16 protein-coding genes and 1 riboswitch are annotated in these 22,521 nt (G+C 44.8%); of the genes, 5 read left to right on the top strand and 11 right to left on the bottom strand.

Annotation, left to right across the window (positions count from 1 at the left end; genetic code table 11):
• Positions 1-10: 10 nt before the first annotated feature.
• From KIT90_RS13585 to KIT90_RS13615, 7 genes are all read right to left on the bottom strand, one after another.
• Positions 11-1,945 (bottom strand): PrkA family serine protein kinase, encoded by a 1,935-nt coding sequence (locus tag KIT90_RS13585; protein WP_005437480.1) that lies wholly within the window; start codon positions 1,943-1,945, stop codon positions 11-13.
• 489 nt (positions 1,946-2,434) lie between these two features.
• Positions 2,435-2,935: a YfbU family protein gene (locus KIT90_RS13590; protein WP_033005555.1), complete on the bottom strand. Its 501-nt coding sequence runs from the start codon at positions 2,933-2,935 to the stop codon at positions 2,435-2,437.
• Positions 2,936-3,093: 158 nt separating this feature from the next.
• The gene (locus KIT90_RS13595; RefSeq protein ID WP_122067891.1) at positions 3,094-3,759 is read right to left on the bottom strand and encodes an energy-coupling factor ABC transporter permease; all 666 of its coding nucleotides are present in this window, start codon (positions 3,757-3,759) and stop codon (positions 3,094-3,096) included.
• 183 nt (positions 3,760-3,942) lie between these two features.
• Complete coding sequence (gene pflA, locus KIT90_RS13600; protein ID WP_038896291.1) at positions 3,943-4,683, bottom strand: pyruvate formate lyase 1-activating protein; 741 nt, start codon at positions 4,681-4,683, stop codon at positions 3,943-3,945.
• Positions 4,684-4,828: 145 nt separating this feature from the next.
• Positions 4,829-5,806 (bottom strand): lipid A deacylase LpxR family protein, encoded by a 978-nt coding sequence (locus tag KIT90_RS13605; protein ID WP_005437468.1) that lies wholly within the window; start codon positions 5,804-5,806, stop codon positions 4,829-4,831.
• 152 nt (positions 5,807-5,958) lie between these two features.
• On the bottom strand, positions 5,959-8,235 hold the full coding sequence (gene pflB, locus KIT90_RS13610) for a formate C-acetyltransferase (protein WP_009707116.1): 2,277 nt from the start codon (positions 8,233-8,235) through the stop codon (positions 5,959-5,961).
• A 306-nt stretch (positions 8,236-8,541) separates the two neighbouring features.
• On the bottom strand, positions 8,542-10,089 hold the full coding sequence (locus KIT90_RS13615) for a DUF3360 family protein (RefSeq protein ID WP_005437465.1): 1,548 nt from the start codon (positions 10,087-10,089) through the stop codon (positions 8,542-8,544).
• A gap of 457 nt (positions 10,090-10,546) precedes the next feature.
• Here KIT90_RS13615 and KIT90_RS13620 point away from each other — a divergent pair, with 457 nt between their 5' ends.
• From KIT90_RS13620 to KIT90_RS13640, 5 genes are all read left to right on the top strand, one after another.
• Positions 10,547-12,028 carry a flagellar sheath protein A gene (locus KIT90_RS13620; RefSeq protein ID WP_285377099.1) on the top strand — a complete coding sequence of 494 codons (1,482 nt, stop codon included), beginning with the start codon at positions 10,547-10,549 and terminating at the stop codon, positions 12,026-12,028.
• Between the two features lie 237 nt (positions 12,029-12,265).
• A complete protein-coding gene (locus KIT90_RS13625) occupies positions 12,266-13,036 on the top strand; it encodes an ABC transporter ATP-binding protein (RefSeq protein WP_285377101.1) in 771 nt (256 codons plus the stop codon).
• Positions 13,037-13,116: 80 nt separating this feature from the next.
• A complete protein-coding gene (locus KIT90_RS13630; protein WP_009707114.1) occupies positions 13,117-13,887 on the top strand; it encodes an ABC transporter substrate-binding protein in 771 nt (256 codons plus the stop codon).
• A gap of 81 nt (positions 13,888-13,968) precedes the next feature.
• On the top strand, positions 13,969-14,709 hold the full coding sequence (locus KIT90_RS13635) for an ABC transporter permease (RefSeq protein ID WP_005437461.1): 741 nt from the start codon (positions 13,969-13,971) through the stop codon (positions 14,707-14,709).
• A gap of 3 nt (positions 14,710-14,712) precedes the next feature.
• Positions 14,713-15,390, top strand: a complete 678-nt coding sequence (locus tag KIT90_RS13640; RefSeq protein WP_005437460.1) for an ABC transporter permease — start codon at positions 14,713-14,715, stop codon at positions 15,388-15,390.
• Positions 15,391-15,472: 82 nt separating this feature from the next.
• Here KIT90_RS13640 and KIT90_RS13645 read toward each other — a convergent pair whose 3' ends face one another.
• The 4 genes from KIT90_RS13645 to xthA all read right to left on the bottom strand — a co-directional run bounded on the left by KIT90_RS13645 (position 15,473) and on the right by xthA (position 22,505).
• On the bottom strand, positions 15,473-18,322 hold the full coding sequence (locus KIT90_RS13645; protein WP_285377104.1) for a calcium-binding protein: 2,850 nt from the start codon (positions 18,320-18,322) through the stop codon (positions 15,473-15,475).
• Between the two features lie 30 nt (positions 18,323-18,352).
• Positions 18,353-18,434: riboswitch (cyclic di-GMP riboswitch) on the bottom strand.
• Between the two features lie 60 nt (positions 18,435-18,494).
• Positions 18,495-19,838: an HlyD family type I secretion periplasmic adaptor subunit gene (locus tag KIT90_RS13650; protein ID WP_285377106.1), complete on the bottom strand. Its 1,344-nt coding sequence runs from the start codon at positions 19,836-19,838 to the stop codon at positions 18,495-18,497.
• Positions 19,831-21,531: a type I secretion system permease/ATPase gene (locus KIT90_RS13655; protein WP_306310054.1), complete on the bottom strand. Its 1,701-nt coding sequence runs from the start codon at positions 21,529-21,531 to the stop codon at positions 19,831-19,833. The genes KIT90_RS13650 and KIT90_RS13655 overlap by 8 nt, the downstream gene beginning before the upstream one ends.
• 167 nt (positions 21,532-21,698) lie before the next feature.
• On the bottom strand, positions 21,699-22,505 hold the full coding sequence (gene xthA, locus KIT90_RS13660; protein WP_020195019.1) for an exodeoxyribonuclease III: 807 nt from the start codon (positions 22,503-22,505) through the stop codon (positions 21,699-21,701).
• Positions 22,506-22,521 lie beyond the last annotated feature (16 nt).

Consider the following 22,521-nt stretch of genomic DNA (forward strand, 5'->3'; position numbering starts at 1 on the left):
CTCAAACTGGTTAGGATGACTTACGTACTCGTAGGTACCACTCAGAAAGTAGGCGAACCTGTTTCTCGGTATAGCCTTTTTCCATCATGCGAGCGACAAAGTCGTCGTGTTTCTTCTGATCTTCAGAAGAGGTTTTCGCATTGAACGAGATAACCGGAAGTAGCTCTTCGGTATTGGAGAACATTTTCTTCTCGATTACCGTGCGCAGTTTTTCGTAGCTGGTCCAAACTGGGTTCTGACCATTGTTATTGGCTTTCGCACGAAGCACAAAGTTGACGATTTCGTTTCGGAAATCTTTCGGGTTAGAGATGCCTGCTGTTTTCTCGATCTTCTCTAGCTCAGCGTTGAGAGAAGCGCGGTCGAACAGTTGGCCTGTTTCTGGGTCACGATACTCTTGGTCTTGAATCCAGAAGTCTGCGTATGTGACGTAGCGGTCGAAGATGTTTTGACCGTACTCAGAGTAAGACTCTAGGTAAGCAGTCTGAACTTCTTTACCAATGAACTCGACATAGCGAGGCACTAGGTAACCTTTCAAGAACTCAAGGTATTTTTCTGCCACTTCAGAAGGGAACTGTTCACGTTCCACTTGCTGTTCAATCACATAGAATAGGTGAACTGGGTTTGCAGCCACTTCGGTTTGGTCGAAGTTGAATACGCGAGACAGGATCTTGAACGCAAAACGTGTTGATAGGCCGTTCATGCCTTCATCAACGCCAGCGTAATCGCGGTACTCTTGGTAACTCTTCGCTTTCGGATCGGTGTCTTTCAGGGTTTCACCGTCATACACTCGCATCTTCGAGAAAATGGACGAGTTTTCAGGCTCTTTGAGTCGTGAAAGAATACTGAATTGAGCCAGAGTTTCGAGTGTGCTTGGTGAACAAGGCGCTTTAGACAGCTCACTGTTTTCAAGCAGTTTCTGGTAAATCTTCACTTCTTCCGATACGCGCAAACAGTATGGGACTTTCACGATGTATACACGGTCCAAGAACGCTTCGTTGTTCTTGTTGTTACGGAAGGTTTGCCACTCGGATTCGTTCGAGTGAGCTAAAATCATACCGTCAAATGGAATCGCCGATAGACCTTCAGTACCGTTAAAGTTACCTTCTTGAGTTGCCGTTAAGAGTGGGTGTAGCACCTTGATTGGCGCTTTAAACATCTCAACGAATTCCATCAAGCCTTGGTTAGCTTTACACAGTGCACCAGAGTAGCTGTAGGCATCTGGGTCGTCTTGTGAGAAATGCTCAAGTTGGCGGATATCGACTTTACCAACCAGCGATGAAATATCTTGGTTGTTTTCATCACCTGGTTCAGTTTTTGCGATACCTACTTGGTCGAGGATAGATGGGCGAACTTTCAGCACTTTAAATTTGGTAATATCACCACCAAACTCGTGCAGACGCTTCGCAGCCCAAGGTGACATGATCGAGCGTAAGTAACGATGTTCAATGCCGTACTCTTTCTTCAAGATCTCACCGTCTTCTGTCGGATTGAACAGACAGAATGGATGGTCGTTTACTGGGCTTCGTTCACCGTTTGCGCTCAATACATAAACGGGCATTTTTTCCATCAATGCTTTTAGCTTCTCGGCAAGCGATGATTTACCACCACCCACAGGGCCGAGTAAGTACAGAATTTGTTTGCGCTCTTCCAAACCTTGCGCAGCATGCTTGAGATAAGAAACAATCTGTTCGATCGCATCTTCCATGCCATAGAAGTCTTTGAAGGTTTCATATCGTGAGATAACTCGGTTTGAGAAGATGCGGCTCAATCTTGGGTCTTGAGCAGTATCAATGACTTCCGGCTCTCCGATAGCCATCAGTAGTCGTTCTGCCGCGTTGGCATAAGCGCTTTTGTCATCCTTACACAGGGCCAAAAACTCCTGTAACGACATCTCTTCATCTTTTGCAGCTTCATATCTTGATTGATAGTGGTCGAAAATACTCATGTCGCTTTCCCCTTTAACTAGTCAGTCTACCGACGAACGTTGACGCAGGCTTATCCATCCTTGATATGCCCTTCGTTGTATGAACTTATACGTCCTGTTATCTCGTTTGGTTTGTACTGAATGCAAGCTAGACAACACCAAAGACTTTGCTTTATGGACATTTTTTCACTGCAACGGAGAACGATGGATAGGTACCTTTCAATCACTCCCTTTCTCATTCTAAGCCTAGTCGGGGATTTCCAATTTTGCTTAACAATTATGAATTTATTGCAAAAGTGACATTTGAATCACTGTTTGAAGAGATAAAAATTTGTGCTGTGAATAGGAGGTTGAGAAATCAGATATTTGGCTTTGAATCACGGGAATGAGTGATTCGTACGTAAGTAGGGAGAAAGATAGGCAAAAGTGCGTTGGTAGGAATGAGGTTAATTGTGACAGGGCAAAAGAAAAAAGGAGAGCCTTTGCTCTCCTTTTCAAATACTTGCTGTGTTATGCACTAAAGATTTGCGCTAACTCGTTCGCACATAGATGGTACTGACGAGGGCAGTTGCGCCACGTTTTTAGCATGCGACGGTATTTCTCTAGCGTTGGCATTTGGCTGTTGAAGTGGTGGTCTGCTTTATCAAATTGAGGGTAAAGACCTTCTGAATCCACCAGGAAGCGCACGTAATGCACTTGCTGTGCTTCTGTTGCGATGTCGAAGCCAAGGAACTGAAGGCGACGCTGATCAACTTTACTACGCTCTTCATCATCCAGCATTTTGTTGGATTCTTGCATAGCATGGTACATCTCCATGATGTCGATAATTTCACGACATTCTGTTTCAGTGATGCAGCCAAAATCTTTGTTCAACTCGCGCATTTGCAGCTCGTAACCACGTTCTACAATGGTTTGTAGACGCTTGTATTTTGCCGAGTTGCTAGGGTCAAGTTGAGACATTAGGTTGTACTGGTTTGATAGGATCAAACGTTGAGCGTTTGACATTTCCATGATGACCTCACTAAATAATCTAATACATTTTTAATGTGCTTAGGTTAACGTTTCGGACGAAGGTGAAACATGATCTCAACACATATTTAATATGAAAAATGGCAAGAATTGTCGAATTTAGCCAGTTTACAAACACCGTGTTAATGGGTGATGACAGCTTATTTATGGTAGTGATTGTATATATAGTCTCGGTCTGAAAATACTCGCAGCCATTCTGGTTTGAATACGGTCAATACGGCTAGGGACATCCCATTAAGTAGGCCTTCAGGGAAGGCGAGTAGCGGAACGAAAACAAAGTAATTGTGTTGGATAGTTTGCCAGTCGTAGTGACCCACAGAAAGATGATAAAACGAGTTGATGAGTAAATGCAGGCTACCGGTGAGTGCTCCATTGAAGAACCCGGCCACAAAAATGAAAACAAAAATATTACGTGGAAGGTAACGGTAGCTGAGCAAAAAAATCAAATAGCTGATGAGTATTGGCACTAGTGCAGAAAGCACCCATGCTGAAGGCAACATAGACAGTGGAATACCATGCAGCAAATGGTTGACGAGCATGGCTGGGATACTAAGTAGAAACGCGATTCGCCAGCCATACATCATGGTCAGTGTTGTTAACGCAAGAAAGTGAATCTGAAGACCATCTTTCACACCAGCCTGCGCAGACCACAAAATACAGAGCAGAAAGAGTGTGGCGAAGACCAAATGTTGGAAAGGTTTCTCTTGTGCCATCTTTGGCCATACGACTTTGCGCCAATCTGGCAAGCAATAAGCGATAAAAACCCAACCAACAATGATGATCGAGACAAAATTAAACCAATCCATGTGTACTATCCCAACTCTGATTCCTGCGAGTTTACTTCTTGTTTCCTACCTTGATATACGTCCGATACGGCTTTAACAGGGCATCGAAAGTGGTAGTTTGTTTGGTGTAATTGGCAATGTGTAGACAAAAAAAATACCAACGAGCTGCTGGTATCTTCAAAATATTCAATAGCCTAGCGAGGCTTAGTATTTCACATTTGAGTGGTATTGAGAAAGGATCGATTGGATTTCGTCCATTGTCTCTTTTGACGGAGGGTTAACGCCATCAAGCGGGTACTCAAGACCCAGCGCTTCCCACTTGTGTGCACCAAGTTTGTGGTAAGGAAGAAGCTCTACCTTCTCGATGTTGTCCATATCTTTGATGAACTCACCAAGCATGTGTGCAGCTTCTGGTTCATCAGTGTAACCAGGTACTACCACGTAACGAATCCAAGTCTTTTGACCAATCTTATGCAGGTAACGAGCAAAGTCTAAAACACGGCGGTTAGACACACCAATGAAGTCTTGGTGAATTTCGTCTTTCATGTGTTTTAAGTCAAGCATGACTAGGTCAGTCGCATCCAACACTTCATCGATCACGTCAGTGTGTTTACGGATGTAGCCGTTGGTGTCTAGGCAAGTGTGAATGCCTTCCACTTGAGCAGCGCGGAAGAAGTCACGAACGAACTCAGGTTGAAGCATTGCTTCGCCGCCAGAACACGTTACACCGCCGCCAGATGCATTCATAAAGTGACGGTAAGTTTTTGCTTCTGCAATAATCTCTTCAACCGTAACTTCTTTGCCATCATGCGTGTCCCAAGTATCACGGTTATGGCAATACTTACAACGCATTAGGCAACCTTGCAAGAAGACGATAAAACGGATACCAGGTCCGTCTACGGTACCACATGACTCAAATGAGTGAATACGACCAGTTGTTGACATCTTTTGCTCTCATTTTTTAATAAATTCTGACCGTTATTTTATTACAAATTGCAGGGTTAAAACAGTCTAAGAGGGCTTTCGTTGGTGAGATAGTGAGCAAAGAAAGCGGCGAATGAAAACTCACACGCCGCATAGGGGCATTTAATTAGAAGAAGGCGAAGAAAGAAAGAGAGCCAGTGCCGTAAACATCGGTTTGTGCTTCTTTATAGTCCGGTGTTTTTACTGTGAAGGTTAAGCTTGCGCCATAATTTTGGTTGTACCAAGTCGCACCAGCAACCGCACTTGCTTGCCAGTTTTGTAGCGTCACATCGTATTGGTCTGATGGTTCAGGAAGACCAGAACGATCGCCTTCGATAGTGATGTCGTTAAAGCGGTAACGCCCCTCGAATCCGGTAAACAAGAACCAACTCGAAGTGCTTTTAGCCAGCATACTCGCGTGGAATGGACTCTCGACGCTGATGTTTGCCGCGCCAATACTGTTTGCTAAGTTGGTACCCCAACGGAACATCACGCCTTGTGAAACGTCACTACGGAAGTTACCTGCGTTGATGTCGTTTACGTTGGTGATTTCCCACTGTGTACTTTCGCCTTCGCTGCGCATCAGTTTGTTGAATGCACGGTAACCTACGCTGAATGCGATCTCATCATCAATTTGGTAGTCCCAGCCTTGAGGATCGGTTGAACCCGTAATGCTATGAACTAATTCCTGTGCTTTTTCTGACAGCGAGCTCTCACCAGTCGCACCGATGGTGAAGTTGTAACGTACTGCTTGGTCAGGCGTCAGTGAGATATAGTTGATTTCGGTATGAAGGTAGCCGGCATAAGGGCGGTCGTTAACAAGAGGGTAGTCGGCTTCAATGTCACTAGGTGTGTACATCTTGTGGCCCAGTACCAACTCAATTTTATCTACGTTGCTTTGGCCGTTACCGTTTAAGGTAAACCATTTCCACTCAGAGTCTTCACGCAATTTGTCGGTTGCGTAAGAAAGGAAAATACCGTTGGTGTAATCTTGGTCTACGCCGAAGATGCCATCGTTATCTAAAGTGAAAGAGACTGTGGATTTTGTGGTTGCAAGTGCCGCTGGAGACACCAAGGCAAGGACGATTAATTTACTAAGTTTCATATAGGATGTTTGCAAGCTTTTTGCGCATCATACGGAAGATCGAGAACAAAATCTTAGGCAATGTCACAACTTTAGTTCAAGACACAAAAAAAGGCCGACGCTTTACAGCATCGGCCTCTGTTCTATCACTCAAAGTGCTAATTCAATCAGTCTTATAGAGACTCAGTGAATGTGCGTGCGATTACGTCAGCTTGTTGCTCTGCAGTTAGAGAGTTGAAGCGTACAGCGTAACCAGATACACGGATTGTTAGCTGAGGGTATTTCTCTGGGTGCTTAACAGCGTCTTCTAGAGTTTCGCGGTTAAGAACGTTCACGTTTAGGTGTTGACCACCTTCAACGCCAGCTTCGTGGTGGAAGTAACCATCCATTAGACCAGCAAGGTTAGCACGTTGTGAACCTTCATCTTTACCTAGAGCGTTAGGTACGATAGAGAACGTGTAAGAGATACCATCTTTAGCGTGAGCAAACGGTAGTTTACCTACAGACGTTAGAGACGCTACAGCACCTTTTTCGTCACGGCCGTGCATTGGGTTAGCACCTGGTGCGAAAGGAGCACCTGCGCGACGACCGTCAGGTGTGTTACCAGTCTTCTTACCGTATACCACGTTTGAAGTGATAGTTAGGATAGACTGAGTAGGGATTGCGTCACGGTAAGTCTTAAGCTGACGAATCTTGTTCATGAATACTTCAACAAGTTCACAAGCGATGTCATCTACGCGAGCATCGTTGTTACCGAATTTAGGGTAGTCGCCTTCGATTTCGAAGTCGATTGCTACGCCATCTTCGTCACGAACTGGTTTAACTTTCGCGAATTTGATTGCAGATAGTGAGTCAGCTGCAACAGATAGACCAGCGATACCACAAGCCATAGTACGACGAACGTCACGGTCATGTAGAGCCATTAGTGCAGCTTCGTAGCTGTACTTGTCGTGCATGAAGTGGATGCTGTTTAGTGCAGTCACGTACTGCTTAGCTAGCCAATCCATGAAGTGGTCTAGTTTGCCCCATACATCGTCGAAGTCTAGAACTTCGTCAGTGATCTTAGGCATTTGAGGACCAACTTGGATCTTCAGTTTCTCATCCACACCGCCGTTGATAACGTATAGAAGAGTCTTAGCTAGGTTAGCGCGAGCGCCGAAGAACTGCATGTGTTTACCAATGATCATTGGAGATACACAACATGCGATTGCGTAGTCATCAGACTCGAAGTCTGGACGCATTAGGTCATCGTTCTCGTACTGGATTGATGAAGTATCGATAGATACTTTCGCACAGAACTTCTTGAAGCCTTCAGGTAGTTGCTCAGACCAAAGAACAGTGATGTTTGGCTCTGGAGAAGGACCCATTGTGTATAGAGAGTTTAGGAAACGGAAGTTTGAACGCGTAACTAGCGTACGACCGTCAAGGCCCATACCACCCATAGACTCTGTTGCCCAGATTGGGTCGCCAGAGAATAGATCATCGTACTCAGGAGTACGTAGGAAACGAACCATACGTAGTTTCATTACGAAGTGGTCGATCATTTCCTGTGCGTCAACTTCAGTGATCTTACCTTCAGCGATATCACGCTCGATGTAGATATCTAGGAAAGTAGAAGTACGACCTAGAGACATAGCTGCGCCGTTTTGAGATTTAACAGCTGCTAGGTAACCGAAGTAAGTCCACTGGATAGCTTCTTGTGCAGTTTCAGCTGGACGAGAGATGTCACAGCCGTATTTCGCAGCCATAACTTTCATTTGACCAAGTGCACGGTGCTGCTCAGCGATCTCTTCGCGAAGCTGCATAGTCATCTGTAGATCTTCACCGTTCTCAAAACGCTCTTGTAGAGACTTGAATTGAGCTAGCTTGTCTTGCATTAGACGGTCGATACCGTATAGAGCAACACGACGGTAGTCACCGATGATACGACCACGGCCGTAAGCATCTGGAAGACCAGTTAGAACGCCTGATTTACGACATGCTAGGATATCTGGAGTGTAGATATCGAATACGCCAGCGTTGTGCGTTTTACGGTATTCTGTGAAGATTTTCTTAACTTGTGGATCAAGCTCGCGATCGTAAGCTTTGCAAGAACCTTCAACCATACGGATACCACCGTTAGGGATGATTGCACGCTTAAGAGGAGCTTCAGTTTGTAGACCTACGATAGTTTCTAGGTCTTTTTCGATGTAGCCTGCATCGTGAGCAGTGATGGTAGAGATAACTGAAGTATCGAAATCAACAGGAGCGTGAGTCGCGTTCTCTTGTTTGATACCTTCCATTACCTTAGCCCAAAGCTTGTTAGTCGCTTCAGTACCTTCAGAAACTAGGAAAGATTCGTCGCCTTCGTACGGAGTGTAGTTCTTCTGAATGAAATCACGAACGTTTACTTCGTTTTGCCAGTCGCCTGCAGCAAAACCTTCCCAAGCTTTAGCAAATTGCTCTGCCATGACATACCTACCTTTGTAGTAGAAAAAAATACGTACTGGTTCGCCGTTGAGCCAGCTATCTCCACTTTCAAATGGAGAACAGTACACTCTTAATGAATAACAATATTTATAGTCTTAAATAAGAAAGTTTGGTTCATAAAACTATAAATATTGTCACTGCTAACAATGTGGGTTCTTCCCAACCACAATTCAAGGCTACACTAAAAAAATTTTGCAAACCTTAAACTAAATCAATAAATACTAAAAAAACTCAATAAAAATTGGGTAGCGACAAGCGCTACCCACACAATTTTTGAACGAATGTCATTATAGCCAAGCTTTAATGCCATATTGTCCTTCTAGCATACCTACTGCAAGCATAGCGACTAAACAGATAACAAGTACACCTACAGGGATCACAATCTTGTCTACAAATGATAGGCGAGATGCACGCTCTTTATCACCAATTAGACCGTTGTTGTCTAGAAGCATCGTTAGTGCCCAAGCTAGAACTGGGTTAACAACTGCTGAACCAAAGATACAGATACCTGCTGCTTGAGAGTCTTTCGAGTCTTTCACCATTTGCATACCCGCTTCAAGTAGAGGTAGAGATACACCTACAAGAAGAGCAACACGCATTACTGGTGGCCATACCGCGATGTCCATTGGGAAACCAAGGATTGCGATGATCATTACTAGAAGACCTAGAAGGATAGCACCACCAGGGATAGGGCGCTTCGCGATCGCTGCTGGGATCATGTACGTACCCCAAGATGAAGTGATGTTACCACCACCCACTGCTGTACCTACCATCTGACGGATAGAACACATAGTCATTGTGTCATCCACGTCCATTAGTACTTTTTCAGTCTTTCTAGGGTAGTTCAGTTCTTGGAAGATACGGTGACCAAGGAAGTCAGGAGACCACATCGCTACTGCTAGGATTGCAAACGGTAGTGATGCGATGAAGTGCTCCATGTTAGGAAGACCTAGCATCCAACCTTCTTCTGTGCTGCCCCACCAGTAAACTGGGTTTAGGTTAGGAAGACCTGTTTCAGTTACGAATTTAATATCGAAACCTGCACCTAGTACAAGCGCGATTGCAAGGCCTGTGAAAGCACATACTGGAATTGCTAGCCAACGCTTGTTCACTTTTGCAAGGAACGCGTACAGCGCGATAGTCACTGCAAGTACGATAAGACCAACGTAACCCATGCTGCCCGCTTCAACAGTAGAAGATTGTAGACCAACCGCCCATTCTTGAATCGAAGTAATTTGGCTCATTGTACCTGTTAAGCCCAAGAAGATAAGCAAGCCGCCGGCTGTACCTTCTGAGGTGAGGTTCACCAGTTTGGAGCCGCCTTTCAAGGCACTGAGTAGAAGGCCGAATACACCGATTAGAATTGCCAATGCAAGAGGGTGGGCACCAGCTAGAGCGATGGTACCAATAAGAGGGATCATTGGACCGTGGTTACCTGCAAGGTTGGCTTTAGGGTTAACAAAACCAGAAGCAAGTACACAGAAAAGGAGTGCAGGGATAAGCATTTCTACACGAGCAACTTCGATAGCAAAATCTTTGCCTAAGTTAACGTGGTCCCATGCAGCAGTAAGACCTTCAGCCCAAGACATCATTACCGCAGAGTACATTGCGATAATACCGATAGTACCAGCAAGTGCTGGAACAAGGTCTTCAAGCTCAAAGCGGAAGTCACGACCTGGTAAGTTCAAACCATAGCGACGTGGCTTCATGATCTGTAGTTCGTGGTCTAGGTAGTCTGAACGGCTTGCGAACTCAGATGATGGACGGTGAAGCTCGCGGTAGCTTTTAGTCTCGATATCCGAATCAGAGTGCGCTTTATTCACTGCGTCTGACATAGATTCCTCATATATTTAAAAGTTATGAATTCTAAATTGAATTGTGTTTTTCCGCTTCCTGCGGCACTTCCTATGCTAGCTATTATTAGATTTTGTTGCACGAACAACTCGTGCCTAAGCATAGCTAATAACTTGTTGTGTTGAGGCACAAAAAATTCCTCATCATTGGGGCGGAGTCTAGCAAGATAGCCCTTTGGGGTGATTGATTTAGATCACTTTAAGAATAGATGTGAAAGAAAACTACAGAAAGTGTCTGGCATGCGAACAACATGGTTATTTCGTGTGTAATTCGATTACACAAGTTGCATAAAATTAGACTTTGTTTTGCAGAAATAGTGCTCAATAATATTTATTGATGTCATTCATAGGTTGTATAAAAAGCTGGCTTCATTCTTGCTTGGTACCGAGTAGAGACGATTTTTTGGCTAATCATTGCCGCTCAGTTTAGGAAGAAGACATGAAACAGCTTAAAGTACTGCCGCTAGTGGCAATTATTTCGGGATTAATGGTCGGTTGTGGCGGCGGTGGCGGCGGTGGTTCAACTCCCCCACCAAAGTATACATGGCAGATGGTTAATTTATACTCAGCGGAGCGTGCGGATGTTGGTGCCGGTTGTGTTATCTATGACGTACAAGAAGGACAGACGGACAGAGTTATAGCTGCGAAAGTAGCAAACGCCGGTTTTAAAGTTCTTTACCACAACGCTGACGGCTCGGTTATTTCTGAGGACACAATTGATGCGATACCGTCGAACGGTAAAGTTACTATTGATTCCGGTAAAGTTCCGACTGATGGATATGTTTCAGTCGAAGAGCTTGATGGCACTATTGGTGGGACTCAAGACGTTTACATGTTTTCTGTTCAAAAAAACTTTCTAAGAAATCTGGTTATCAATGTAAGACAATCACAAAGCTCTTCCAATTCATGTTTCAAGGGGGAGCAAAACGATGTTGAAGTGTCTGAGGATGCTGCAATAACCGTTGCTCAAAGCAGCGCTTCGACTAGTTACTATCAGAGTAGTTTTATCAATTCTGCAGTCGCAGGACATGAAGTTGCGTCGAACATCCCAGTACGTGCTCCACTAAAAACTAATGAAAAAGTTCTAGTTACAGCATTTGACTCGTACTCTTCAGGTAAACCCGGGGATTTGAAATATTTTGTTTTTGCCGACGGTTCCTCTATTTACGATATTTCGAACCCTCCGAGTAGCGTTCCTAGCATCTTCATGGAAACGGCAGACCGAAGTGATGTTAACTTCAACGTAAGCGGAATTAGCATTAATAGTGATAGTTCAATTGTTGTTGGTTTCAATAGTGAGCTTTATCAATGGCAGCCTATTTTTGACTCAACCAGTTTGTTGTCGTATACCAGCTCAAACTTAAGTGCCAATGGTTGGTCCGTGGAATTAAGTGGTATTGTTGATTCAGGAGATTGGAAATATTATTCATTAAATCCGTATGATGGAAATGATATTGCCATTGACGCGCCTATTGTGAGCAGTTTTGGGTCGTCGTCGATTTCATCCAGCTGTAATAGTGCTAGTTATTGCTTGAGCGGTAATGGTTTTGGACCTGAGGACTACGATATTCAACGAACTCACTTACGTTCAACAACAACTAATAGTAGCCGAAACTTCTACCAAACGATTTTTGCTAAGCCTGATCGCAATCAGGTTATGATGGAGAGCTCCGAAGAAGTATTAATGCCAGACAATAGTAGAGACCGACTAGAAGTAAGTATTGCTTCATTAGATCCTAGTGATAGCAACTCAGTTATGTACTTCTTAGAGAATAGTTTAGACATTCAAAGTGTTATTACCACATCTGTTCCTGACTTTGCTGATGTAAATGGTTCAGTATCTAACGCTAGTGATATTAAAAAGCGTTGGTTAAAGTTGATGTCGGAAAATGTGACTATCGTAGAAAATGGTAAAAATTAAGATCTTTTAAGTTGTTAAAAAAAGCCCCTCGCTTGAGGGGCTTTTTTATGTCAATTATTCAACAATAAAAGAATATAACGCTAAATATTGCATATTCATTTGATTGTTGTATCTATCTATTCGAATTATTTAGGTTAATAATTTGTTGCAACTTCTCTGGTGTGGTGATAGTTTGTTCCAATTCAAAGAGGGCGGAGTCCCTTATTGCAGTGATTAAAACACAGGGAGTAAGGCGCAATGAATGACGTACCAGCGCTAGATATCAAAGACCTGCACAAAACATTTGGACAGAATGAAGTTCTTAAAGGCATTTCACTTGCCGCTCATAAAGGAGATGTTATCTCCATCATTGGCTCTTCCGGTTCTGGTAAGAGTACCTTCCTAAGATGTATCAACCTTCTTGAAACCCCAAGTGCCGGCGAAATTTGGGTAAACGGCGAGCTTATCCAAATGAAAAATAACCGAGCTGGGGAATCCGTTCCTGCCAACGAAAAGCAAGTACAGCGTATTCGCTCTCGTTTAGCCATGGTATTTCAAGGCTTTAACCTTTGGTCACATCTAACCGTTCTAGAAAACGTGATTGAAGCACCGGTTCATGTTCTTGGCGTGCCGAAAGCACAAGCGATTGAAAACGCAGAGCTGCTTTTGAAAAAAGTTGGGCTATATGAGCGCAAAGATTACTACCCAGGGCATCTTTCTGGAGGCCAGCAACAACGTGCCGCTATTGCTCGTGCTCTTGCAGTAGACCCTGAAGTGATGTTGTTCGATGAGCCAACCTCCGCACTCGATCCTGAGCTAGTTGGTGAAGTTTTGGGGGTAATGCGAGACTTGGCAGATGAGGGCCGAACCATGTTGGTTGTGACGCATGAAATGGCTTTTGCGCGTGACGTATCTAACCATGTGATGTTTTTGCATCAAGGCTTAGTGGAAGAACAGGGAGATCCAGCTAAGCTATTTACAAACCCAGATTCGGAACGATTACAGCAATTTATCTCATCAATCTACTAATATTTCTTGGGTGGCAGTCTTTTGCCACCTATTAAGCACAACAATCAAAACCAAATAAAAGCAATCACAGGAGTATGGAAATGAAAAAGTGGTTATTAGCAGCAACGCTTGCTGCGACGGCAGTGTCTGGTATGGCTCAAGCGAAAGAATGGAAAACCGTTCGCTTTGGTATTGAGGGCGCTTACCCTCCGTTTAGCTGGACAGAAACCGATGGCTCAATCAAAGGCTTTGACGTAGACATGGCAAATGCACTTTGTGAAGAGATGCAAGTGAAGTGTCAGATCGTTGCTCAGGATTGGGATGGCATCATTCCTTCTCTACTTGCCCGTAAATACGATGCGATCATCGCGGCAATGTCGATCACTGAAGAACGTAAAAAGAAAGTCGACTTCACTGGTAAGTACGCTCAAATTCCAAACAAATTCATCGCTAAGAAAGGCGCAGGTTTAGATTTTGATAATCTGAAAGATGTAAAAGTTGGTGTTCAACGTGCGACGACACACGACAAGTACTTGACGGATAACTACGGTGACGATGTCGAAATCGTTCGCTACGGTTCATTCGACGAAGCGTATCTAGACCTGGCTAACGGTCGTATTGCTGCTGTATTGGGTGATGCGTCGGCACTAGAAGAAGGCGTACTAAACAAAGCAGGCGGCGAAGCGTATGAGTTTGTTGGTCCTTCTTTAACTGACCCTAAATGGTTTGGTGAAGGTATGGGGATTGCCGTTCGTAAACAAGATAAAGATTTGACGAAAAAGCTAGACGCAGCGATTAACGCGCTACGTGAAAAAGGTGTTTACCAAGAAATCGCTGGTAAATACTTCAACTACGATGTTTACGGCGACTAAGCCGTAGCTAAGCGACCGTTAGCTTGTTCCTAGAAGTCGCTAACGGTCGATTTTTGAGTTTTAGGGATTAGGAACTCACCTATGCTGGATCTACAAGGATATGAAGCCTCGATTTTAAAAGGGGCGCTAGTAACCATCGAAGTCGCCGTACTTTCTCTGATTTTAGCCGTTGTTCTTGGCATGCTTGGCGCCTTAGCAAAGCTTGCACCTTACAAGTGGGCGAGAGCAATCGCGACGTTATACACTACCATCATTCGCGGTATCCCAGATTTGGTTCTGATGATGTTGATCTTCTTTGGTGGTCAAATTCTGTTAAACAACAGCCTTTACTCTATCAATGAGACGCTCAATGAATGGTTTACCTCAAGTAACCCTGATCATGAGTGGACGTCTTACTTGCCAGATTACATTGATGTCAGCCCGTTTATTGCCGGTGTATTGACCATTGGCTTTATCTTTGGCGCTTATATGGCGGAGACATTCCGCGGAGCAATCATGGCGGTAGACAAAGGCGAGTTGGAGGCGGCAAAAGCTTATGGCATGAGCCCTGTAATGTCTTTTCGAAGAATTCTCTTACCACAAATGATTCGTCATGCCTTACCCGGCTTTGGTAATAACTGGTTAGTGTTGCTCAAGACGACGGCTTTGGTTTCTATCATCGGTTTAGAAGACATGGTTCGTATGAGCTCATTGGCAGCAGGTACAACCAAAATGCCGTTTACCTTCTATATGGCAGTCGCGATCATCTTTTTGTTCTTTACCAGCGTTTCGACCGGTTTGCTTAAGCTGGTGGAACGTAAATTCAGTATTCACGCGAGGTAAGCCATGGATTTTTCATTGATAATTGAAAGTTTCCCGGTCTACCTAGATGGATTGTGGACGACAGTATGGTTAGTTGCTTTAGCGCTTGTGATTGGTCTATGTGTATCAATTCCATTAGCTATCGCACGTAACAGCACGAATTACGCGCTAAGTTTGCCGTCATGGGCGTTTATTTACTTTTTCCGCGGGACGCCATTGCTGGTGCAGCTTTATCTCATTTACTACGGTATGGACCAATTCTTCCCAGTGAAAGACACGCTTTGGGAGCATGCTTGGTTCTGTGCCTTGGTGGCTTTTGTTCTTAACACTTCGGCTTACACGGCGGAAATCATTCGTGGTGCGATCAATGGTTTGCCAAAGGGCGAAGTAGAAGCCGCAAAAGCATACGGCATGAGCAAGTTTATGACTTACCGTCGTATCATCTTGCCAAGTGCGCTTCGCAGAGCGTTACCTGCTTATTCGAACGAAGTCATCTTTATGCTTCACGGCAGTGCGGTTGCAGGTATCATCACCATCATGGACCTAACTGGTGCCGCACGATTGGTGAACTCAAGATACTACGCTCCGTTTGAGTCCTTCTTGACGGCAGGCCTGTTCTATATGGCGTTGACATTTATTATTCTTTGGTGCTTTAAAATTGCCGAGAAACGTTTCTTGGCGTATCTAAGACCATTGAGCTAGTACATGCCTATTGTTCGGATACGTAAAAGAAAGAGCGCCAATTGGCGCTCTTTTTAGGTAGATGAAGGGCGAGTGAGTTTACCTATACAAATTGGAAATCACCGTCAAAGGCTGCGTCGGTATAAATGACGACTTCTTTACCACCTTTGGTAAAGGTGTAGGCTGTTAATACATCTGAGCCTGATAGGCCTAAGGAATCAATCATGCCTTGGTCTAGCTTGTAATCTGATGACGCCATAAGGTCCGCCACCGTCATAGTAACACCATCATCGGGATCGCCTTGAGTATCGCTTTCTAGGCTCCAACCATTGCTTTCATCGAGCTTGATATCTTCTACACCAAGTGCAAAGAATTCTGATTGGCCATCGTCTTTACTCTTGGTGTTATCGCTCGCTCCACCTTGGTGGTAGGCTTTGCCTAGAGTTAGGGTTACAGAGTCACTATCACTATTGGTACCAATGACAGCTTCAATGCCTTTAATATTGTCTCCGCCTTTAGACATGTCGATATCGATAGGGCCATCTTTATCGTTGGCGACAAGAACGTCGAATCCTTTACCTCCTCGGATTAACGTATCGTCCGCGTCGTAAGCAATAGTATCGTTGCCTTTGCCACCACGAACTTCGTCAGCACCACTACCGCCAATGATCACGTCATCGCCTTTGCCGCCTTTAAGTACATCGACACCGGCACCGCCATCTAGCCAGTCGTCACCTCGGCCACCTTTCAGTAGTTCCGGTTCCGCAACTGTTGTGACATTATGCTCAACATCATTAAAGTCGTTATCATTACCTGATAAGTCAGTATTGTCGTTCCATTGGAACAAGGATGTTCCTTCACCGTTCGGAGATACTTGCGCATGAATAGGTAGACCCAGTTCGAACGCTACTTCATTAAGAGTCTGTAGATTTAGATCGAAGTCAGTTAGTTCGACAACGCCATCAACAATACCTTTATCTGCACCGTCTGGAACAATGAAGAAGCCCAGCTTACAGGCTTCGCCGCCCATCATTTCTTTTGAAATAGAAGTCGATGAGCTTTCGACGTTCTTAACGTCAGACCACAAGATGCCTACATTTACTACATCCCCATTGGAATCTGCAGTATAGAACCCAAGAGAATTGTTGAATCCAGCGTCTGATCCTATGAGTTCGACATCAAAAGTGCCATTAAACTCGCTGATGTCATACATGCCGTTTTCTGGCGTAGGCAAGGTTTCTTGGTTATCACCACCAAGTAGAACATCATCACCGCGTCCACCGTGTAGCTTATCTGTACCATCACCAGTGAGACCAACCGCTTCTACCGATGTAACGAAGAAATCACTCGCGTCCTGCCCATTGCCTTTGTCAAATTCAGGTCCAACAGCAGAAAACTGAATTTCATCAAAAGCTTTGAAGCCCGTGTCTTCAGGTGTTATTTCTAAGTAGCCGCTGTGGTTGTTGCCATCTTTCAAATCAGCAGCCGTGAAGTCTCCTTCAGCGACAAGAATACCTTCTCGGTAAGCTGCCCAATGACCAGTTTCATCAACGCCATCATTACCTTCATCGAGGTAGAGATTCGAAATGCCCACTTTGACTGCCATCGTATGTTCTTCTAGACATACAGACAGAATCTCTGACCCTATTGTGTCTGGTCCAGCACCGTCACTGTCGATGTACGAGTAGCCGATCTGTGAGTTAACACCGCTTTCCGAGTTGCCTTTTACACCGTATCCGGTTTCACCGTTTGCAGCCCCTTTGGTGACAAGCATGCCCTCTGAACCATCAGGATTGTAAGCTGTCGCGTTATCAAGCCCCAAACCGTCACCCTCTGGTGCCTCAGCGGAGTCTAAATCTAACTCAAACTTACCAGACTGCTCATTGAAAGAAAGGGCATCAAAATTGTCACCAATGAGTACGTCTGCGCCTTTGTTACCTCGGATTAAGTCATCACCGGGTTTCGAGCTTTCATCGATATTGTCTCCGTCTCTAGGAGTGCCATCACCAATCAATACATCGTTAGCTTGGTATTGGTGAAGAGCGACATTATCGAGTAGGGAACCAAGAGAATCTTCGTTACCATCGGCCATAAATGAAATGGTATGTTCGCCAGCGCCTAGATCTAGATCTAGATTGACCGTTTCCCAGCCATAGTTGTTGTATGTTCCGACAACTTCGCCATCAATGAGAACCTTCAGACCGTTTGTGTCTGCATTAGAGGTGCGGTTGGTGTGATCAAATGAGAGTTTGAATGTGCCTGCGGTATCAACCGTGAAGGTTTGACTGACGGTTGAGTTGGTTACGGTATTATCACCATCTTTATGAGAATCAAGCTCTAATACGTTTTCTCTTGCTGGATCTTTGTTAGGCCCATAGCCACCATCGTTTTGGATTTCGATTAAACCTTCGGTTGCTTCCCAACCACCATAGTTAGAGTAGGTTTGCCAGCCGCCATGATCGACAACAGGAGTATCGCCTACGCCATCATCAAAATCACCATTGGCTAGTAAGTTATTGTCATCCGTTTTAGCTCGACGATCACCATAAATAATGTCGTTGTTACCACCGCCTTCGACATAGTCGTTACCAGAGCCAGCAACAATGATGTCATCGACACACCCCACATGCTCTACATCCTTATCACGAGCCAAGTCGATGTTGGGATTTACGCCAGCTTCGTCTTTTGCATCAATACTGTGGTTCCATGATTCGATAACATCGTTACCGTCTCCGGATTTAATCGCTTCAGATCCTCGGCCTCCGGCAATAAAATCATCACCATCGCCTGTCTTAACGATATCGTCACCTTTACCAGCGCGAACTTCTAGATCCGCGCCTGAATTGTCTTCAAGGTGATTATCTACATCCCTTGACACTCCATCTTGAGTTGGCCCGTCTACTAGATTGCCAACTTTTGCATTGGTGTCTGTTACAGAAACTTCTTCCGCCATTGCTTTGTCCTCATATATCGCAAGATACATAGAGGCAGCTCAGCCATCTCAATACCATTTGAGATCTGTAGCTTTCCGTCCCCACCTCGCAGTGGGTTTGGCTTTATCATCCTTTTGTTTATCAATTAAATTAGCCAGTAACGTCGAGGGATTATGATTTTTTGAATAAGTCTTACATCTCTCGCATCGCTTTATATGAAGCGACGGCGAGAGGGTTGAGCAAATAGTCCAACGGGGTTTGATCTTCTATTAGGATCATGACCTCTGCGGGCATTCCGGGGTACAAAGAGATCGACTCTCCGAGTTGATTTAACATGTCGGCATCGAGTGACACTCGCGCTAGATAAGCGGACGAACCTGTTGCTTGATCGCTAATCCGGTCGGCAGAAACGTGAATCAGCTTACCCTCAATTGGCGGTGTTTTCCGAAAACTAAAGGCGGTAAGGCGTACTTGTGTTGCCTGACCAATATGAAGGACTTCGATATCTTCTGGTTTTACAAGTGCCTCCACAATGAGCTCATCTTCTTGTGGCACGATTTCCATTAATGTGTCGCCAGGGGCGATAATCGCATGCTCACCCACAACATTCAGCCCAACAACGACTCCACCTTGGGGAGCTCTGATCTCGACGCGTTCCAAGACATCACTCGCATTCACCATCGCTTCTCGAGTTTCGTTTAGTTTACGTTCAAGCTCTTGAACCTCTTCACCGAGTGTTTTTGCGTAGTTAAAATCTGCGTTTGCTAGCTCCATTTTTGCCTCGGCAACAAAGCCTTTGGCTCGACCTATCTGAGCGCTAAGATCAGCAATTTGGCCTTCTAATTGCGAATGCTCACGTTGCAAATCTAAGTACCGAGACTTAGATGTGTTGCCCGATGTCAGCAGCTTTTTGTGCATGGCAACTTGCTCAGAAAGATAGCGAATACTCTCTTTTCCTGCTTGGTAGCGTTTTTGTAAACCCACCATATCGAGGCGAGCTTGCTCTATCTTCTCAATTAAAATATTGCTCTCACCAACGCGCAGTGAGCGTCGTTTTTCATATAAAGCTTGTTGTGTGCGAATGATGGATTGAATATCGGCGGAGTCACTTCGAGAGAGCAAACGACTATCGAATTGAATTTCAGGATGATCGGCAAGTTCTGATTGCAAGCGATTTAAACGTGCCAAATCGCTCTGCCATTGTGCTCTCAGTCGGTTTAGGTTGGCCTGAGCTTGCGTCGCACTTAACGTTATGAGCAAATCATCTTTGGTTACCCAATCCCCATCTTTGACGTGCACTTTCTCAATAATTCCGCCTTCTAAGTGTTGGACTGGTTTTCGCTTGGATTCCACAATCACCACTCCAGGGGCAATAGCGGCCGAGCTAAGAGGAGAGAGGCTAGCCCAGGTAATGAATCCACCCACCATGATAAATAGAACCAGCATCGAGATGAGAACCACGGGTTTGGTAGTGAAAGAGAGCTTACGTCCATCTTCGAATTCAATGCCGGAGCGTTGTAATGTCGTTTTACTCATTCGAAGCCTCCGACTTTGGTTGTGTTCGAGAACGTTCATCCATCATGGATCGTAAAACTTTGCTTGCTTCACCCGCTTTGGTGATTTGACCTTGGTTGAGTTCTACTACCCAATCGACATGGCGTAGTAGGTGAGGTTGGTGCGTAATCATGACGACGGATGTGCCTTCTTCGCGGCAAGAAGCCAATAATGAAGTGAGGTATTCTTCTCCCTCTTTGTCCATGTGTGAATTGGGCTCGTCTAAGACCAACAACTTGGGTTTGAAACAAATAGCTCTTGCCAGAGCGAGTTTTTGTGCTTGCCCGCCAGATAGTTGGTGGCCGCCATCTCCGATGATGGTCTCGTAACTATTCGGTAATTGAAGAATGGTTTCATGGACACCAGCGCGCATAGCTGCTCTGATGATCTGCGAGTCGGTTACTTCAATATCGAAGTGAGCGATATTCTCTTTAACGGAGCCTTGTAAGAACTGGATGTTTTGCGGCAGGTAACCGACCGTGTGTTTGAACTGGTCTCGATCCCAGTGGGTAACGTCTAAACCATCAATGCACACTTTGCCCGAGGTTGGTTTATGTATGCCAGTAACGAGTTTACATAAGCTGGTTTTTCCTGAACCACTGGCCCCAATGATTGCAACACGATTTCCTGCCTCTAACCTGAGTTTGAGCTGTTTAAGAACAGGTTCACCTTTATGGTGCTCTGGCGACCAAACCACTTGATCAAAACGAAGCTCTCCTGAAACTTCTGGTAACGTGATTCGTTCAGGCTCTGTTTGACTTTTGTTGACGACTTGCTTGATGCGATCGGCTGCAGCTAGTCCTGTTTTCCAGCCTTGAAATCCGGCGGTCAGTTGTTCAATCGGCTGAAGCGCGCGAGCCATTAGAATCGAGCCTGCGATCATGCCACCTGCACTCATTGCGTTCTCGATAACCAGAAAAGCCCCCGTGCCCATAATGCCAATTTGCAGGGTCATGCGAACGAGTTTCGCCAGCGAAGTTAGGTTGATAGATGCTAGGTCAATTTTGTTTCTGAACCAAAGTTTCTCAGCTAGTACCGATTGAAACTTATCAAACGTTCCTTTGTAAGATTGTTGAGAAAGCAGGGTTTCTTGTTTGTTGAACAACTCATCGACTTTTCTGTTTGTGGCTATTTGAGTCGCATAAGTCGCTTCAAAAGATTTCTTCTTGGCATAGAAGGAGACTAGCGCAATAAACAGCACGCAAATTACAGCAATCAAACCGACTAACCCAATGATAGGATGGAGCATGAACATGACGAGTAAAAAAAGGGGAGTCCAAGGAAGGTCGAAGGCAACAAAAAAGCTCGGAGAGGTGAGGAGCGAGCGGATCTCGTTAATATCATTAAAAACATAGCGAGCTTTTGCTTCTGACCTCGTCCCACAAATCTGATAGAGCCACTGTGAACTTTCTGATTCGAACTGAAGTGCTTTTCGTTGGGTGTACTTTTGTCTCAGAGTGTCGAGTAAGGCCTGTGAGATGAGTAAGAAAAGCGCGATTGCTGTGAGTAGGAACAGCGTGTCTGTACTTCTGCTCGATAACACGCGGTCGAAAAGTTGGAGGCTGTATATTGGAACCACTAACATTAGCGCATTAATCGCCGCGCTGACTAATGTCATGGGACCTAATGCTTTAAATGTAAAAGGTGACAAGCTGTTCCAACTATTTTGAACCATACTTCCCTCTCTCCATGAACTAAAGAAGTAGTAATCAGTATAGAAAGTGAAAGCTTAAGAAGTGCCTCAAAAGTGAGACGCGGAGGGAAAGCGAGGTTTCGTTTTTGAGAGAGGAAGAGTAGAGCTAATCGCTGCGAAAATGTGCTGCGATTAGCTCTTGTCATTATCTATTTGAAAGTAGACCAAATAGGGGCGTGATCTGACGGTTTTTCGATCCCACGTAGTTCGTAATCAATATCTGATTCGATACATTTCTTTGCTAACGATGGCGTTGCTAAAATCACATCAATACGAAGGCCGCGGTTGTCATCGAAGCCGCGAGAGCGGTAATCAAACCACGAGAAACGATCGTCGACTTCTGGGTGCAAGTTACGGAAAGTATCTTCGAAGCCCCAATCTAGAAGGGTTTGCAACCATTCGCGCTCTTCTGGTTGGAATGAACATTTGCCTGTTTTCAACCAGCGTTTACGGTTTGGTTCACCAATGCCGATATCTGCGTCAATTGGACTGATGTTAATGTCGCCCATGACAATCAATTGTTCATCGTTAGAGTGGTGATCGTTCAAATAAGTCATCAAATCTTTGTAGAACTGACGTTTGTATGGGTACTTGGTTTCGTGAGCAATGTTGTCACCTTGAGGGAAGTAACCATTTAGAACCGTTACCTTCTCTCCGTTCTCATCTTCAAACGTCGCCATGATCATACGCTTTTGATGTTCTTCATTGTCGGTTGGGAAACCTTTTTGAACGCTGATTGGCTCTTGTTTACATAGCATTGCCACGCCGTAGTGCGCTTTTTGGCCGTGAAAGTAAACTTTGTAACCCATCGCTTCGACATCTTCGATTGGAAAAGCTTCGTCGTGTACTTTGATTTCTTGAAGGCCAATTACGTCTGGCTGGTGCTTGTCGATAAGCGCTTGTAGTTGATGCAGACGCGCACGAAGTCCATTGATGTTAAAGCTAATTACTTTCATTTTTTATCCTTCTGAG

This window comes from Vibrio sp. B172a, assembly GCF_030248355.1.
In the GTDB taxonomy this organism is placed as follows: domain Bacteria; phylum Pseudomonadota; class Gammaproteobacteria; order Enterobacterales; family Vibrionaceae; genus Vibrio; species Vibrio owensii.

What these genes read in the sequence shown, in the direction of transcription:
- KIT90_RS13650 (WP_285377106.1), bottom strand. Translation starts at nt 19,838, where the DNA reads ATGAGTAAAACGACATTACAACGCTCCGGCATTGAATTCGAAGATGGA.
- KIT90_RS13655 (WP_306310054.1), bottom strand. Translation starts at nt 21,531, where the DNA reads ATGGTTCAAAATAGTTGGAACAGCTTGTCACCTTTTACATTTAAAGCA.
- KIT90_RS13620 (WP_285377099.1), top strand. Translation starts at nt 10,547, where the DNA reads ATGAAACAGCTTAAAGTACTGCCGCTAGTGGCAATTATTTCGGGATTA.
- KIT90_RS13585 (WP_005437480.1), bottom strand. Translation starts at nt 1,945, where the DNA reads ATGAGTATTTTCGACCACTATCAATCAAGATATGAAGCTGCAAAAGAT.
- KIT90_RS13630 (WP_009707114.1), top strand. Translation starts at nt 13,117, where the DNA reads ATGAAAAAGTGGTTATTAGCAGCAACGCTTGCTGCGACGGCAGTGTCT.
- KIT90_RS13640 (WP_005437460.1), top strand. Translation starts at nt 14,713, where the DNA reads ATGGATTTTTCATTGATAATTGAAAGTTTCCCGGTCTACCTAGATGGA.
- pflA (WP_038896291.1), bottom strand. Translation starts at nt 4,683, where the DNA reads ATGTCAACAACTGGTCGTATTCACTCATTTGAGTCATGTGGTACCGTA.
- xthA (WP_020195019.1), bottom strand. Translation starts at nt 22,505, where the DNA reads ATGAAAGTAATTAGCTTTAACATCAATGGACTTCGTGCGCGTCTGCAT.
- KIT90_RS13595 (WP_122067891.1), bottom strand. Translation starts at nt 3,759, where the DNA reads ATGGATTGGTTTAATTTTGTCTCGATCATCATTGTTGGTTGGGTTTTT.
- KIT90_RS13590 (WP_033005555.1), bottom strand. Translation starts at nt 2,935, where the DNA reads ATGGAAATGTCAAACGCTCAACGTTTGATCCTATCAAACCAGTACAAC.
- pflB (WP_009707116.1), bottom strand. Translation starts at nt 8,235, where the DNA reads ATGGCAGAGCAATTTGCTAAAGCTTGGGAAGGTTTTGCTGCAGGCGAC.
- KIT90_RS13625 (WP_285377101.1), top strand. Translation starts at nt 12,266, where the DNA reads ATGAATGACGTACCAGCGCTAGATATCAAAGACCTGCACAAAACATTT.
- KIT90_RS13635 (WP_005437461.1), top strand. Translation starts at nt 13,969, where the DNA reads ATGCTGGATCTACAAGGATATGAAGCCTCGATTTTAAAAGGGGCGCTA.
- KIT90_RS13605 (WP_005437468.1), bottom strand. Translation starts at nt 5,806, where the DNA reads ATGAAACTTAGTAAATTAATCGTCCTTGCCTTGGTGTCTCCAGCGGCA.
- KIT90_RS13615 (WP_005437465.1), bottom strand. Translation starts at nt 10,089, where the DNA reads ATGTCAGACGCAGTGAATAAAGCGCACTCTGATTCGGATATCGAGACT.
- KIT90_RS13645 (WP_285377104.1), bottom strand. Translation starts at nt 18,322, where the DNA reads ATGGCGGAAGAAGTTTCTGTAACAGACACCAATGCAAAAGTTGGCAAT.